Here is a 13,932-nt window from a genome sequence, read left to right on the forward strand (position 1 = left end):
TCGAAGATTTCGGCGGCAGCTCGTCTGCACCGCCCGCACGTGGCGAGAAATAACATGCCACTAGGCAAGAGTAGCCACGGGAACGCGGTGCGGCCGGGTTCTGCACCGGCCGGGGATTCTGCACCGGGCGGGGAGGCGAGGGCCACATCGGCGTGCTCGGTACCGTATAGGGGTGCGCACGCTTCGTGGATTCCTCCGGCCCGGCTGGCTTCTGCTGGCCGTTGTGGTGGTCGGGTTCGCGGTGGCGTGCTTCTGGGTCCTGGCCCCCTGGCAACTCGGCAAGAATTCGAACAACGAGCATCAGAACGATCTGCTCCGCAAGGCCGAGACAACGCAGCCGGTTGCGATCACCGACCTCTACGCCGACGGACAGCCGATCGATGATTCGGACTGGCGCAAGGTCCTGGTCACCGGCACCTATCTGCCGGACAAGGAGGCGGTGGTGCGCTTGCGCCACGTCGACGAAGGTTCCCCGGCCTACGAGGTCCTGACACCTTTCGCCGCCACCGACGGGAACACCTATCTCGTCGATCGTGGGTATGTGAAGCCCGTCCAGGGCACGGCGTTGCCGCCCGTGGCATCACCGCCGACCGATGAGGTCACGATCGAAGCCCGGATCCGCGCGGCCGAGGGCACCAGCCCCGGACGCGGGCCGGTGGTCGATGCCGGTGCCCTGCAGGTGTATTCGATCGACCCTGCCGTCCTGGGCACCACCCTCGATCTCCCCCTCGCCGGCGGCTATCTCCAACTCGACGAAGACCAGCCCGGTGGCCTCGGGGCGATGAGCCTGCCCCAACTCGATTCGGGACCGTACCTGTCGTACGGCCTGCAGTGGATTGCGTTCGGTGTGATGGCCCCGTTGGGACTGGGCTATTTCGCGTGGTCGGAGTTCAAGCAGCGCCGCGCCGCCAAGGAGGGGGCACCGGTGAAGAAGCCTCGGGAACGCGGGCGCGAGACCCGCGACGCGCTGGCCGCGTCATCGACCGGTGGGACCGGTTCAGATGTTCGCGGCGGCGTGATCGGTTCGGGTCCGGCGGCCGATCAGGGCAGCGGCGACAAGTTGTCCGACCGCTACGGTCGCTAGCGCTCCCACCTGCACCCGACGCGACAATCGCGCCGCCCGACGTACGTCGGCCGCGGTGGGCGCCGGCCCCCGCCCGAGCACCGGCCGCTGCTCGGTGCGGTGCGGGTAAACGGTCACACCGCCCAGGGACACACCGAGCGCCCCGGCAAACGATGCCTCCACCACACCCGCGTTGGGGCTCGGGTGAGCCGAGGCATCACGCCGGATCGCGGTCACCGCGTGTGTCCGATTCGGTCCGATCGCCACCACCAAGGCGGCGGTCAGACGCGCCGGCAGAAGATTCGCGGCATCGTCGAGTCGCGCGCTCGCCCATCCGAAGTTCTCGTATCGCTTGTTGCGGTACCCGACCATCGCATCGAGCGTGTTGATCATCCGGTAGGCCAGCAGGCCGGGAACGCCGGCCACGGCGCCCCACACCAGCGGCGCCACCGCCGAATCGGATGTGTTCTCCGCCACTGATTCCAGGGCGGCGCGCGCCATGCCGGATTCGTCGAGGCTGTTCGGATCGCGGCCACACAGGCTCGGGATCAAGGCTCGCGCGGCGTCGGTGTCACCGGCCTCGAGTCCATCGGCCAATCGATCTCCGACGTCCGCCAGCGACGATCCGCCCAGTACAACCCAGGTGGCCAGCGCCACCCCGACAACGCCACCACGCCGGCCGACGATTCCGGCGCCGATCACGGTGCTCAGGCAGACCGCGGTGTAGGCGGTGCCCGCCAGTCGCGAATCGCGGTACAGGACCTTCTCGAGCCTGCCCGCAGAAATCCCCATCCCGGCCACCGGATGCAATCGCCGCGGATCGCCGAACCTACGATCGAGGAGATAGCCGATCGCCAACCCTGCTGCCCGGTGGGCACCCGATGAGTTCACCGGCCACATCCTAGTGTCGCGACTCGAGGCACCAGATCCACCGGGTCGGCCCTCGACAACCCGTGAGGGTACCCTTAGCACCGCCCGGTGCCGCTTCAACGGAGCAGCGGCGCCAGGCGTTCGCAGAGCACGCACCCCGCGCAGACCTCGGAGAGCACAACCAAGCCATGAAGACATCCAATCTGCCCGATGACGCCCAATTCACCGGAGACGAGCGGCTGTGGTTGTCAGGCTTCCTCGCGGGGTTCGACACCGGCGCCGGTGCCGGGACCGCCCTCGCGACCCGGGAAGACGTCCTGAGCCGCGCTCTGAGCAAGCTCCGCGAACTCGACACCACCACCGAGGCGCCGGAGATCCTGCACGCCGACACCGCCACGGCGACGGTCACCACCGATACCCCCGGTCCCGTCCCGGCGACCAAACCGAAACGCTCGCCCTGGACCCGCAAGAATCCGTATGGCGCCACTTTGGTCGCCAATCGCCCACTGCGCGGAGCAGATTCCCGCAAGGATGTCCGTCACGTGGTCTTCGACCTCGGCGACAGCGACATCGACTACGAGGCCGGAGACGGACTCGGCATCAAGCCGGTCAACGATCCCGATCTCGTCACGGCGATCATCGAGCGGATCGGCGCCGAACCCGACGAGACCGTCACGACCCGGGCCGGTGAGTCGACTCTGATCGACCTCCTCACCCATGAATACGAGATCTCCCTGCCGACGCGTGAACTGATCAACCACATGGCCGATCGCTCAGGCGACGCCGAACTCGTCCACATCCTGTCGACGGAGGAACGCGAAGCCCTCGAAGGCTGGCTGTGGGGCAAGGACGTCCTCGACCTCCTCGACCTCGAACCCACCCTGCGGATGTCGGCCACCGAACTCATCGAACTGCTGCGGCCCCTCACCCACCGCGTCTACTCGATCTCGTCGAGTCCTCTGACCCATCGCGGGATGGTCCACCTGACGGTGGCCGCCGTCCGCCATCGCTCGGCTCAGCGCGATCGGCGCGGACAATGCTCGACCTTCCTGGCCGACAGGATGAGGGCCGGCGGCACCGCCGGCATCTTCCTGTCGAAGAACAAGTCGTTCCGGTTGCCGACCGACGACTCGACCCCGGTCATCATGATCGGACCCGGTACCGGTGTGGCACCTTTCCGGTCGTTCCTCTACGAACGCAAGGCCCGCGGCGCCGCCGGCCGCAACTGGCTGTTCTTCGGTGATCACCACCGGGCCACCGACTTCATGTACGAGGACGAGATCGTCCAGTTCCAGCGGGACGGCATCCTCACCCGCGTCGACCTCGCGTTCTCCCGCGACCAGGAACACAAGATCTACGTACAGGACCGCATGCGCGAACACGGCGATCAGTTGTTCGACTGGCTGTCCGACGGCGCTCACCTCTACGTCTGCGGCGACGCGTCGCAGATGGCCAAGGACGTCGACGCCGCACTACATGACGTCGTGGCCGAACACGGTGGCCTCGACCCCGATGCCGCCGAAGACTACGTGAACACCCTCAAACGTGAAAAGCGTTATCTGCGTGACGTGTACTGACCCCGATGGGATGTACTGACAGCAATGGCCAGATCACGGAAGAACGCGCGGACGCACAGCACCAGGGCGACGCGGGCCCGCGAGGACAACGGACCGAAGCCCGGTGTCTATCCCATCGACACCGGTACCTGCGAACTGGTCCGTGATCATCTGACCGACGGTTGGATGATCACCGTCAACGGTGCTCAGAGTTCACACATCAACCTCGCCGATCCGACGGCCCTCGATTTCGAATACATGCAGTGGATGGCCGAGTTGATCGGTGACCACTGGCCGCCGACCGAGCGGCTTCGTGCGTTGCACCTGGGCGCCGGGGCATGTTCGATGGCCCGGTATCTCGCGGCCACCTATCCGGATGCACGGCAGGTCGCCGTCGACATCGACAAGCGACTCACCGAACTGGTCCGCGAGTGGTTCAACCTGCCCCGTGCCCCACTCCTGCGGCTGCGCGCCGGCGACGCACGGGAGGTCACCGAAACGCTCACCGACAGCACCCGGGACCTGATCATCCGTGACGTGTTCTCCGGAGTGCTCACCCCACCGGCGCTGACCACCCAGGAGTTCGTGACACAGGTACGCCGCGTGCTGGCGCCCGGGGGAATCTACATGGTGAACTGCGGCGACACCCGCGATCTGACGCTGGCCCGGGCCGAAGCCGCCACGATCGGCACCTTTTTCGAGCACATGGTCATCATCGCCGATCCGGCGATGCTCAAGGGCCGCCGCTACGGGAACATCGTCATCGCCGGCAGCGACGTGCCGATCGGCGGGTCCCCGGCACTGACCCGCGCACTTCTCGGTGGCGGTGTGCCGGCACAGATCTGGGACACCACCCGGGTCCGGGAGTTCGCCGCGGCAGGCAAGGTCCTGCGCGACCCGGCAGCGTCCGGCAACGCAGTGATCACCGAGTAGCTCTGGGATCACCGAGTAGCACTGGGATCACACTGACTCCATCGGGTGTGCCCTTCGGCGCGGAGGTCTACCGTTGTTGGTGTGCTTCCCGTGATCGACCTGGCCGAACTCGAAACACCCGAAGGCCGCGGACAACTTCGGGCCGTCACCCACGAAGTCGGTTTCTTCTATCTCGTGGGCCACGGCGTGGACCCGCAACTCATCAACCGGGTGCAGGCCACCGCCCATGCCTTCTTTGCGTTACCCGATGAGGACAAGCTGTCGATCTCCATGATCAACAGCCCCCACTTCCGCGGCTACAACCGCCTCGGCGGGGAGTTCACCAACGGTGAGATCGACTGGCGCGAGCAGATCGACATCGGGCCCGACCGCGCCCCCATCGCGCACGCCTCCGGATACATGCGCCTCCAGGGTCCCAATCAGTGGCCCACCGCGCTGCCCGAATTGCGTTCGGCGATCACCGATTACGACGCCGCGCTCTCAGGGGTCTCACTCCGGCTGCTGCGTAACTGGGCAGCGGGCCTCTCGGCCGACCCACACCTGTTCGACGACACGTTCGCCCACGCGCCGGCCACATTGATCAAACTGGTGCGCTATCCGGCTCGGCCCGCCGCCGCGGTGGCGGGCGACCAAGGGGTTGGCGCACACAAGGATTCAGGTGTCCTCACCTTGCTCCTGATCGAGGAGGGATCCTCGGGACTGCAGGTCGAGGCGTCCGACGGGAGCTGGATCGACGCGCCGCCTCTGCCCGGGGCGTTTGTGGTCAACATCGGCGAGATGCTCGAAGTGGCAACACACGGCTATCTGCGGGCCACCAGACATCGGGTCCTGACACCACCCGGAGCGCGGGAGCGACTGTCGATTCCCTATTTCTTCAGTCCTGCCCTGGACGCGGTCATCCCCACCATCGATCTGCCCGCCGAGCTCGCGACCAATGCCCGCGGCGTAGAACAGGATCCGGCAAATCCCCTGTATTCGACCTACGGCGAGAACACCTGGAAGAGCCGCACGCGTGCCCATCCTGACGTGCATGCGCGGTGGTATCCGGATGAGTCCCGGGTTGTCGGCGGGCGCGACCGCATCGAGCACTGAATCATCCGGTACTGATCCATCCAGCACTGATTGGTGGCGTCACCTGAATACCAACCCGGGGGTTGACTTGGACACTTACTATCCGTCTAAACTACGATAGAACTCATCCCAGTTAAGGAGTGCGGTATGAAGATCGTCATTTTCGGCAAGGGACTCATCGGAGGTCAGCTCGCGGAACGACTCGACCGATCCGGGCACGATGTGGCCGCCCTCGGGCGCGAAGACGGTATCGACAGCACCACCGGCACCGGGATCGCCGCGGCGGTCAAGGGTGCCGACGTGGTTGTGGATCTCACCAATTCGCCGTCATGGGAAGACAACGACGTCCTGGCGTTCTTCCGGAACTCGACCGAACACCTGCTGACGGCCGAAGAAGCCGCAGGGGTCGGGCATCACGTGATCTTGTCCATCGTGGGTGCCGACAGGCTCCCCGACTCCGGGTACATGCGCGCCAAGGTGGCCCAAGAGGATCTGGTCAAAGCCGGGCCGATCCCCTACTCGATCGTGCGCTCCACCCAGTTCTTCGAGTTCATCGCCGGAATCGCCGACGCCGGCACACAGGATGACACCGTGCACGCAACGCCCGCACACCTGCAACCGATCGCCTCGGGCGACGTCGTCACTCATCTTGCCGAGATCGTCGTCGGTACCCCGCTGGGCGGGACAGTCGAGATCGCCGGACCCGAGCCCCTCGGCATCGATGAACTGGTCCGGCGACTGTTCTCATCGACCGGAGATCCGCGAACGGTCATCAGCGAAATCGAGGCGGGATACTTCGGAGCCAAGCTGGACAACTCGGCGATCACCCCGACGCCGGGTGCGAACGCGTGGATCGCACCGACCACATTCGATGAATGGTTGCGCGCTTCGCGTGGTTAGAGTTGGCGCCATGAAGCTCTCCGGTGGCGTCGAGTGGTCGCTCCACTGCTGCGTGGTGCTCAGCCAGGCCGAGGGTCCCGTACCCACAGCCCGTCTGGCAGAACTTCATGGCGTCTCGAGGACCTACCTCGCCAAACACCTGCAGTCGCTGGCGCGTGCAGGTCTGGTGCATCCGACCGAAGGTCGCGACGGTGGTTATCTCCTGACCCGGGCAGCATCAGAGATCACCGTCCTCGACGTCGTGCAGGCGGTGGACGGCCCCGAACCTGCATTCCGGTGCACCGAAATCCGCCAACAGGGCCTACTCGCCGCCCCACCGGAGCAGTGCCGCGCCGCGTGCGGCATCGCGAAGGTCATGGCCACCGCCGAGAAGGCATGGCGCAGTGAACTTTCCGCGGTGACCATCAGCGACCTCGCAGCGACACTGGACCTGACCGCCCTGCGGGACAAGCTGACCGCGTCGTGACCGGTCATTGCAGCTGCCACGCCAGCGCAGCGCCGAGTGCGCCGGTGCCGTTGACCGCCCAGTGGAACGCCATGGGCGCCAACAGGCTGTCGCTGCGACGTCGTAGCCAGATGAAGATCAGGCCGGATACACCCGTGACGATCACTGCGCCTGCGACCCCGGCGATCTGAGCGAACAGCCCCGACCCCAGCAGGTCTGTCAGGCCGTCGTTGCCCGCGGTCAGGCCCAGCGACGACGACACGTGCCACAACCCGAACAATCCGGCCCCGGCCAGATAGACAACCCTCACCGACGCCACCCGCACCAGGGCGGCGTTGAGCACTCCGCGGAACAGCAGTTCTTCCGGGATCACGGTCTGCAGCGGAATGATCACCAAAGCACCCCACAGTGCGACCGACACCGAGTCGTAGTGGTCCGACAAATACAGTGATCGGGTCCAGGGCAACAGCGCGCCACCGATCGCGATGACCGCGACGGGGATCAGGATCGCCGCGGCCCACCGCAGACCTTTGCGATGCTGACTGCGGGCCAGACCCAGTTCGTCCCAGCCGAAGCCGCGCCATCGGGCGTAGATCAGCAGTCCGATCGCGCCGAGTGGGACGAACAGCGTGATCGCGTGGTCGAACGTGAAGTGGGAAAGCACATTGATCAGTGCGAGAACACCGACGACAACCGCTACATCACGCATTCGCGAAACTCTATCCGGCCGGGCCGGTGGCGGTTCGGTTGCTGCGCGGATTCGATTGTCGGAGGCGGGCATTAAGGTGCCTCGCATAGCCGATCTGCTCAGAAGGAGGCCACGATGCGCCTGCAGTCCGATCCCGTCGACTTCGCCCATCGCGCGATCGCCAAGCGGTATTGGACGGTCACCGCCGTCCGAGCCAACGTCGCCGCCGGGTTCCCGTCTCTCGCGTACACCACCGGGCTGACCTCCCTCGGTCATTCCGAGTTGATCATCTACGGCCTCGATCCGGGTGTGGCCGGGTCGATCCTCAACACCGTCGGCCACCGGATCTCGCGGGGCGGGGGCACACTCACCGCGGGTGAGCGTCTGTCCGGTTTCATCGACGACGATCTTGATCTCATGGTGATCGAGGCCCTGACCACCACCGATCTCCGCGTTGCCCGGGCGGTGTACGGCGAGGTCTCGGCGTGGCAGTTGGTCTGGCCCGATGCCACCGGCGAATACCCCTGGAGCACCCACTACGGAATGGCCCGCACCGCACAACCGCTCGCCGGTCTACCCGCTGCCTGAGATCTGCCGGAACTGTAGATAATGGGCCAATGGTCTCCCTGACGCGTGGCGCCAACATCTCCATCGATGCCGGCCCGTTGACCGTTGTGGTGTCGGGAGCGCAACCCGGCATGGTCGACGTGATGGCCTTCCAGTTGGCCGGCAATCGCAAGACCCGCAACGACAACGACTTCGTCTTCTTCAATCAGCCGACGTCACCCGAGGGCGCGGTGGCGCTGACAGGCCCGACCACCCTCGCCATAGACCTGTCCACGATTCCCGCCGACGTCGACACGATCGCCATCGCGGTCGCGTGTGATGACGGCTTCACCGCCGCACTGTCGTCGCTGCCGCGACTCGGCGCCACCGTCAGCGGCGCCGGCATCACCGTGGATCTTCCCGCCGGCGGGCTCACCACCGAGCGGGCTGCGGTACTCGGCGAGATCTACCGGCGCAACGGTCAATGGAAGGTCCGGAACGTCAGCGCCGGTTGGGACCGCGGTTTCGCCGATCTGGTCCGGGAACACGGCGTGAGCGTCGACGACAAGCCGGCGGAATCCGCGCCCCCGGCAACCAAGCCCACGGCGTCCGAACCCGTCGTCAGAAACGTTGCCGGAGAAGAAAAGCTCTCCCTCGAGAAGCGCCAACGCCTCGATATGCGCAAACGTGAAGTCCACAAAGTGTTGCTCACCAAGAACGCCGCCGGTGTCCGGGCCCGGGTCATCATCGCCATCGACAAGACCGGCAGCATGGCCAAGCAGTATTCAAAGAAGGTGATCCACCGCGTCGTCGAACGGATGCTGGCGGTGGCCACCCAGATCGACGACGACGGGCAACTCGAGCCCTACATGTATGCCAAGTCCTACCTGCGCGTGCCGGACATCAGTGTCGGCAACATCGAGACCTGGACCGAGGACTACCTCCACATCTACGGCAGACACGGCGGGTTCGACTACGGCTCGATCGGCGCCACCAACGACGAACTCCCGATCATGAACGAGATCCTGAGCTCGGTGACCCCGGGTCACCCGGTCCTGGTTCTGTTCTTCACCGACGGCGGATTCCGGCAGAAGCGTCCGATCAGCGAACTGATGCGCACGGCATCGAGCGCTCCGGTCTTCTGGCAGTTCGTCGGCATCGGAAAAGCCAACTACGGCCTGCTCGAACAGCTCGACGAAATGGACGGACGGGTTGTCGACAACGCCGGCTTCTTTGCCCTCGACGACATCGACAAGGTGTCGGACGACGAGCTCTACCAACGTCTGCTCTCCGAGTTCCCCGATTGGCTCCGCGCCGCGCGAGCGGCGAACATCCTGACCTGAACACCCGAAAGTGGTGGGTTTTGGCGAGGCCCACCTGGGCTTTTGCTCGCCAAGACCCACCACTTTCGGGTGTTCAGGTCAGGCGCGGGAGGCGGCGCCCATCGCCCGGATGCCCACGGCGAGGCCGGCGGCGGCCGTCAGCACTGCGGCCAGTGCGCCGGCTCCGATCAGCGACATGTCGAAATCGCCCACGAACAGTGCGCGTTCGGCTTCGACGACGTAGTGCAACGGATTGATGTTGACCAGGAATTGCATCCACCCGGGCGCGTCTTCGAGTGGCAGCATCGTTCCCGACAGGATCAGCAGCGGGAACATCAGGGTCTGCTGCACGGTCCAGAACACCCAATCCTGGTCGCGGACAGCCAATGCCAGGCTGTAGGACAGCGACCCCAGTCCGACACCGAACACGGCGAGGATCATGATCCCGATCACCGCTCCCCCGATGTTGATGTCGAACCCCAGCGACAATCCGATCAGCAGGATGATCACGGACTGCGCCGCCAGTGGAACCATCTCTTTCAGCGCCCGGCCGAGCAACAGCGAACTGCGCCTCAACGGGGTCACCAGCATTCGCTCATGGCTTCCGGTGTGCATCTCATCCATCAGGTTGGCGCCGGTCATCGAGGTGCCGAAGATCGCGATCATCGCGAGAACCCCGGGTATGAACCAATTCCAGACGTTGCCCGAATCCGTCGCGCCGGGAACATCTTTGAGAAGAGGACCGAATAGGGCCAGCAAGATCAGTGGTTGCACCAGGCTGAAGATCACCGTGAACGGGTCTCGGATGGTGGGCCGCAACTCGCGGACCAGGACGATGGAGCTGTCTCGAACAATCGTGGATGTCATCGTGAATCTCCTTGAAAGGCAGTTGGCCCAGAAGCTTTGGGATCGGATGGCTTGATTCAGGCGGCCGCGGATTCGCGGAGGCTGCGCCCGGTCAGTGACAGGAAGACGTCGTCCAGCGTGGGACGGGAAGCCTGCGCGGTCCGGATGGTGATCGCGCGCTCGGTCGCCGCGGCGATCAACTTCGGCAGCATCACATCGGCGCGCTCCACCTGCAGACCGACGGTCAACGAGTCGACTGCCACATCGCGGGTCTCTGCAAAACCTGTTGCCAGCCGCGCCAATTCGTCCGCGTCCGCGGTCCGCTCCACGGTGAACTCGATGCGATCGCCGGCCAGCGTGTCCTTGAGTGCCGCTGCGGAATCATCGGCGATCACGGTGCCCTTGTCGATGACAACCACCCGTTCTGCCATCGCATCGGCTTCCTCGAGATAATGCGTGGTGAGCACGATGGTGGCTCCGGTTTCGGCGCGCAAGCGCCCGATGTGCGTCCACAGGTTGGCCCGGCTCTGGGGGTCCATGCCCGTGGTGGGTTCGTCGAGGAAGATCACCGGCGGACGATGGACGATCCCGAGCGCGATGTCGAGGCGGCGACGCTGGCCACCGGACAGCGTGCTGACCCTCCGGTTCTCCATCCCCGTCAGATCCAGCGCCGCGATCAATTCATCTGCGCGGGCCGAACTCTCGGACTTCTTGATGCCGTAACACAGCCCCTGGGTCACGAGTTCTTCGCGGACGCGCTGGTTGTTGCCGCCGCCGTTGCCCTGGCCCACGTAACCGATCTGCCGGCGCACCGCGTCCGGGTCGTCCGCGATGTTGTGACCCGCAAGCCAGGCGGAACCCGACGTGGGCTGCAACAGAGTGGTGATCATCCGCAGAGTTGTCGACTTTCCGGCTCCATTGGGACCGAGCAGCGCCAGCAACTCCCCTTCGGCCACAGACAGGTCGATACCCTTGACCGCTTCGACCGTGTTCTTGCCCTGCTTGAACGTTTTCGTGAGTGCCGCGACCTCGATCGCCGGTGCCGACGTGCGTGCGCTGATTGTCATCATTTCCCTCCAGAAGTTGCCCCTGAACTGCATTGACACCAAGCTACGACCTAATGAGGACAGTCCCGGTCCGCAATATCTGGCAGGGTGAAAGCCATGTTGGACACGTCAGCGCGCCTGCTCCGCCTACTGAGCCTGTTGCAAACCCGGAAGGAATGGTCGGGTGCCGATCTCGCCGAGCGCCTGAACATCACCACCCGCACGGTGCGCCGCGACGTCGACCGACTCCGCGAACTCGGGTATCCGGTGGACGGAACGGTCGGCGTCGGCGGCGGCTATCAACTCGGCGCCGGCGCCGAGATGCCTCCGCTACTCCTCGACGATCAGGAAGTCCTCGCGGTGGCGCTCGGTCTCGGAGCCGGCGCCACCGCGTCGGTTGCCGGACTGGAGGAAGCCGGCGTCCGGGCGATGTCGAAGCTGCGGCAGGTGATGCCTTCCCGGCTCCGCCACCGACTCGATTCCCTCCAGGTCGATGCCACCCCGACGCGGGTACCGGCATCGCAAGTCGATGCGGCTGTGCTGTCCGACGTGGCTGCGGTCTGCCATCGCCATGAACGATTGCGATTCGACTACCGAGCCCGCGACGGCGCCGAGAGCCGTCGCGAGGTCGAGCCATATCGACTGGTGCGCAGCGGCTTACGTTGGTATCTCCTCGCGTGGGACCTCAGCCGCGACGACTGGCGCTCGTTCCGCGTCGACCGCCTCACCCCCAAGATCCCGACCGGTCCCAGGTTCACCCCACGAGACCTGCCCGAAGGCGATGCAGCGGCGTTTGTCGCTCGCAGCATCGGTTCGGTGTACCGGCAGGCCACCGCTCGGGTGCGGATCCACAGCCCGCTCGAACAGGTCGCGGAGATGGTCGACTCCGCGTGGGGCGAAGTCGAATCGGGTGACGTGAACAGCTGCGAGGTGGCGCTTTTCGGCCAGTCGCTGACATCGATTGCGCGGTGGCTATACGCCTTCGACGCCGACTTCACCGTCATCTCACCCGCCGAACTGCGCGACGAATGCCGCGATGTCGCCGACTACCACCTCAAAGTTGCCGAGCGCTACCGCAATGCTTGATCAGGGCTCGCCCGCGGATTGCCCGGCGACGGCTCCGGCTTTGCCGCCGCCAGCAACCCTTTCAGTTCTGCGAGCTCACTTCGTAGCAGGTCCAATTGCTCCGCGGTCGCCAGCTGATTCGCCGTGTCTTCTTCGGCAACCCGCTGAACAATCCACGATGCCAACGTCGCGGTGACCACACCGATCAGGCTGATGCCGCCGAGCATCAACAGCACCGCAATCATTCGTCCGGTTGCCGATACCGGCGCGTAGTCGCCGTATCCGACCGTTGTCACCGTGGTGATCGACCACCACAACGCCTCGCCGAACGTCTTGATCCCCGAGTCTGGTTGTGGCCGTTCGGCTTCCAGGATCGCCAGCGATGCCACGTAAACGAGCAGGATCGCGCTGGCAACCGTGTAGACAATCACGCGTCCGCGAGTGATGGCGCCGACCACGTTATGGAACACACCGATCACGATGACCAGGCGAAGCAGTCGAAGCGGCCGCAGAATCGGCAGCGCAACAATCGCGAGGTCGAGGAGGTGCCGGGAAAACCACCGAAGCCGCTGCGTGGACAACATCAACCGGCACACATAGTCGACTGCAAACAACAGCCATGTCACCGCGACCACCGCAATGAGCACAGTTTCGGAATCGCCCTCCGGGCGCGCCAGAACCTGCAACGAGTAAGCGACCAGGAAGATCACCGCGACAGCTGCCAGCGGCCATTCGGTGCGTTTCTCCCACAATCCGAGTCTGTCGATCGGTTCGTCCGCAATCTCCATCACGAAGGCAAGACAACCACCTTCGGCGGACGGAGAGAAGTTACGGTGTGTCATGGCGACGCACGTGTATTCATCGCATCTCATCTGGGACGGGTCCACCGGAGTCGGTTACCGGGCATATTCGCGTGATCATCAGGCGGTGACACCACCAGCTGCCGACGAGCTCCGGTTGAGTGCCGATCCACATTTCCGCGGCAACGAACAACTCATGAATCCTGAACAACTCGTTGTGCTGGCGGCGAGCTCATGTCAATTGTTGTCATTCCTCGCCGTGGCCGCTCGTGCCGGAGTCGATGTCCTTGGCTACGAAGACGATGCGTGCGGGGCGATGGACGACACCGACTCACCGATTCGCATCGGAACCATCGATCTGTCCCCTGCCGTCCGGGTGGCCACCGGTACGGACCCCGACAAAGTCCTGGCCCTCATCGAGCAAGCCCACAACGAGTGCTATATCGCCAATTCGCTGAATACGGTGGTGACGGTCACCGCCACCGTCCACACCCGATGATGTGCCCGAATCGGGTTATATTCGGTCGGTGACCAACACAGGCTCCTCGAAAAACGACGCTCTCACCCGAAATCTGCTCGTGATCGTCGAAATAGTCTCAATTCTCTTGACCGCCCTCGCGATCTACGACATCGCCCGCGGCGAGGACAACTTCAGCTCGTGGGTGGCCATCATCTGCTGGCCCATCGTTGCGATCTTCAACGGCATCCGGCTCTACAAGTTGCTCCAGAAGAACTGACCTGACCCCGAACACCGAACCAAACCCGAAACGGCGGCCGTGGA

The 13,932-nt window shown here is 64.8% G+C and carries 16 protein-coding genes; 11 read left to right on the top strand and 5 right to left on the bottom strand.

The window, feature by feature from the left end; genetic code table 11:
- Nucleotides 1-172 precede the first annotated feature (172 nt).
- Nucleotides 173-1,084: an SURF1 family protein gene (locus VIQ49_RS25655; protein WP_331889416.1), complete on the top strand. Its 912-nt coding sequence runs from the start codon at nucleotides 173-175 to the stop codon at nucleotides 1,082-1,084.
- Here VIQ49_RS25655 and VIQ49_RS25660 read toward each other — a convergent pair.
- Nucleotides 998-1,963 carry a cobalamin biosynthesis protein gene (locus VIQ49_RS25660; protein ID WP_331889418.1) on the bottom strand — a complete coding sequence of 322 codons (966 nt, stop codon included), beginning with the start codon at nucleotides 1,961-1,963 and terminating at the stop codon, nucleotides 998-1,000. The genes VIQ49_RS25655 and VIQ49_RS25660 overlap by 87 nt on opposite strands.
- A gap of 158 nt (nucleotides 1,964-2,121) precedes the next feature.
- Here VIQ49_RS25660 and VIQ49_RS25665 point away from each other — a divergent pair, with 158 nt between their 5' ends.
- From VIQ49_RS25665 to VIQ49_RS25685, 5 genes are all read left to right on the top strand, one after another.
- A complete protein-coding gene (locus VIQ49_RS25665) occupies nucleotides 2,122-3,510 on the top strand; it encodes a sulfite reductase subunit alpha (protein ID WP_331889420.1) in 1,389 nt (462 codons plus the stop codon).
- Nucleotides 3,511-3,534: 24 nt separating this feature from the next.
- On the top strand, nucleotides 3,535-4,422 hold the full coding sequence (locus VIQ49_RS25670) for a fused MFS/spermidine synthase (RefSeq protein ID WP_331889422.1): 888 nt from the start codon (nucleotides 3,535-3,537) through the stop codon (nucleotides 4,420-4,422).
- Nucleotides 4,423-4,503: 81 nt separating this feature from the next.
- Nucleotides 4,504-5,514 (top strand): isopenicillin N synthase family dioxygenase, encoded by a 1,011-nt coding sequence (locus VIQ49_RS25675; RefSeq protein WP_331889424.1) that lies wholly within the window; start codon nucleotides 4,504-4,506, stop codon nucleotides 5,512-5,514.
- A gap of 126 nt (nucleotides 5,515-5,640) precedes the next feature.
- Nucleotides 5,641-6,393, top strand: coding sequence for an SDR family oxidoreductase (locus VIQ49_RS25680; RefSeq protein ID WP_331889426.1), 753 nt, complete (start codon nucleotides 5,641-5,643; stop codon nucleotides 6,391-6,393).
- 10 nt (nucleotides 6,394-6,403) lie between these two features.
- Nucleotides 6,404-6,859 (top strand): Rrf2 family transcriptional regulator, encoded by a 456-nt coding sequence (locus VIQ49_RS25685; RefSeq protein ID WP_331889428.1) that lies wholly within the window; start codon nucleotides 6,404-6,406, stop codon nucleotides 6,857-6,859.
- 4 nt (nucleotides 6,860-6,863) lie between these two features.
- Here VIQ49_RS25685 and VIQ49_RS25690 read toward each other — a convergent pair whose 3' ends face one another.
- Nucleotides 6,864-7,547 (bottom strand): CPBP family intramembrane glutamic endopeptidase, encoded by a 684-nt coding sequence (locus VIQ49_RS25690; RefSeq protein ID WP_331889430.1) that lies wholly within the window; start codon nucleotides 7,545-7,547, stop codon nucleotides 6,864-6,866.
- Between the two features lie 114 nt (nucleotides 7,548-7,661).
- On the opposite strand from VIQ49_RS25690, the gene VIQ49_RS25695 reads away from it, so the two are divergent.
- Together VIQ49_RS25695 and VIQ49_RS25700 are read left to right on the top strand one after the other, a co-directional pair.
- Complete coding sequence (locus VIQ49_RS25695; RefSeq protein ID WP_331889432.1) at nucleotides 7,662-8,114, top strand: DUF4262 domain-containing protein; 453 nt, start codon at nucleotides 7,662-7,664, stop codon at nucleotides 8,112-8,114.
- Nucleotides 8,115-8,143: 29 nt separating this feature from the next.
- Nucleotides 8,144-9,415, top strand: coding sequence for a vWA domain-containing protein (locus VIQ49_RS25700; RefSeq protein WP_331889434.1), 1,272 nt, complete (start codon nucleotides 8,144-8,146; stop codon nucleotides 9,413-9,415).
- Between the two features lie 78 nt (nucleotides 9,416-9,493).
- On the opposite strand, the gene VIQ49_RS25705 is transcribed toward VIQ49_RS25700, so the two are convergent.
- Nucleotides 9,494-10,261: an ABC transporter permease gene (locus VIQ49_RS25705; RefSeq protein WP_331889436.1), complete on the bottom strand. Its 768-nt coding sequence runs from the start codon at nucleotides 10,259-10,261 to the stop codon at nucleotides 9,494-9,496.
- Nucleotides 10,262-10,317: 56 nt separating this feature from the next.
- On the bottom strand, nucleotides 10,318-11,307 hold the full coding sequence (locus VIQ49_RS25710; RefSeq protein ID WP_331889438.1) for an ABC transporter ATP-binding protein: 990 nt from the start codon (nucleotides 11,305-11,307) through the stop codon (nucleotides 10,318-10,320).
- Nucleotides 11,308-11,403: 96 nt separating this feature from the next.
- On the opposite strand from VIQ49_RS25710, the gene VIQ49_RS25715 reads away from it, so the two are divergent.
- On the top strand, nucleotides 11,404-12,372 hold the full coding sequence (locus VIQ49_RS25715) for a helix-turn-helix transcriptional regulator (protein ID WP_331889440.1): 969 nt from the start codon (nucleotides 11,404-11,406) through the stop codon (nucleotides 12,370-12,372).
- On the opposite strand, the gene VIQ49_RS25720 is transcribed toward VIQ49_RS25715, so the two are convergent.
- On the bottom strand, nucleotides 12,357-13,139 hold the full coding sequence (locus VIQ49_RS25720; protein ID WP_331889448.1) for a potassium channel family protein: 783 nt from the start codon (nucleotides 13,137-13,139) through the stop codon (nucleotides 12,357-12,359). The genes VIQ49_RS25715 and VIQ49_RS25720 overlap by 16 nt on opposite strands.
- Before the next feature lie 52 nt (nucleotides 13,140-13,191).
- Between VIQ49_RS25720 and VIQ49_RS25725 the strand changes: the two genes are divergently transcribed.
- Nucleotides 13,192-13,650, top strand: coding sequence for an OsmC family protein (locus VIQ49_RS25725; protein ID WP_331889442.1), 459 nt, complete (start codon nucleotides 13,192-13,194; stop codon nucleotides 13,648-13,650).
- 28 nt (nucleotides 13,651-13,678) lie between these two features.
- Nucleotides 13,679-13,888, top strand: a complete 210-nt coding sequence (locus tag VIQ49_RS25730) for a hypothetical protein (RefSeq protein WP_331889444.1) — start codon at nucleotides 13,679-13,681, stop codon at nucleotides 13,886-13,888.
- Nucleotides 13,889-13,932: the final 44 nt, after the last annotated feature.

The sequence above is a fragment of the Williamsia sp. genome (assembly GCF_036566845.1).
Classification (GTDB): domain Bacteria; phylum Actinomycetota; class Actinomycetes; order Mycobacteriales; family Mycobacteriaceae; genus Williamsia.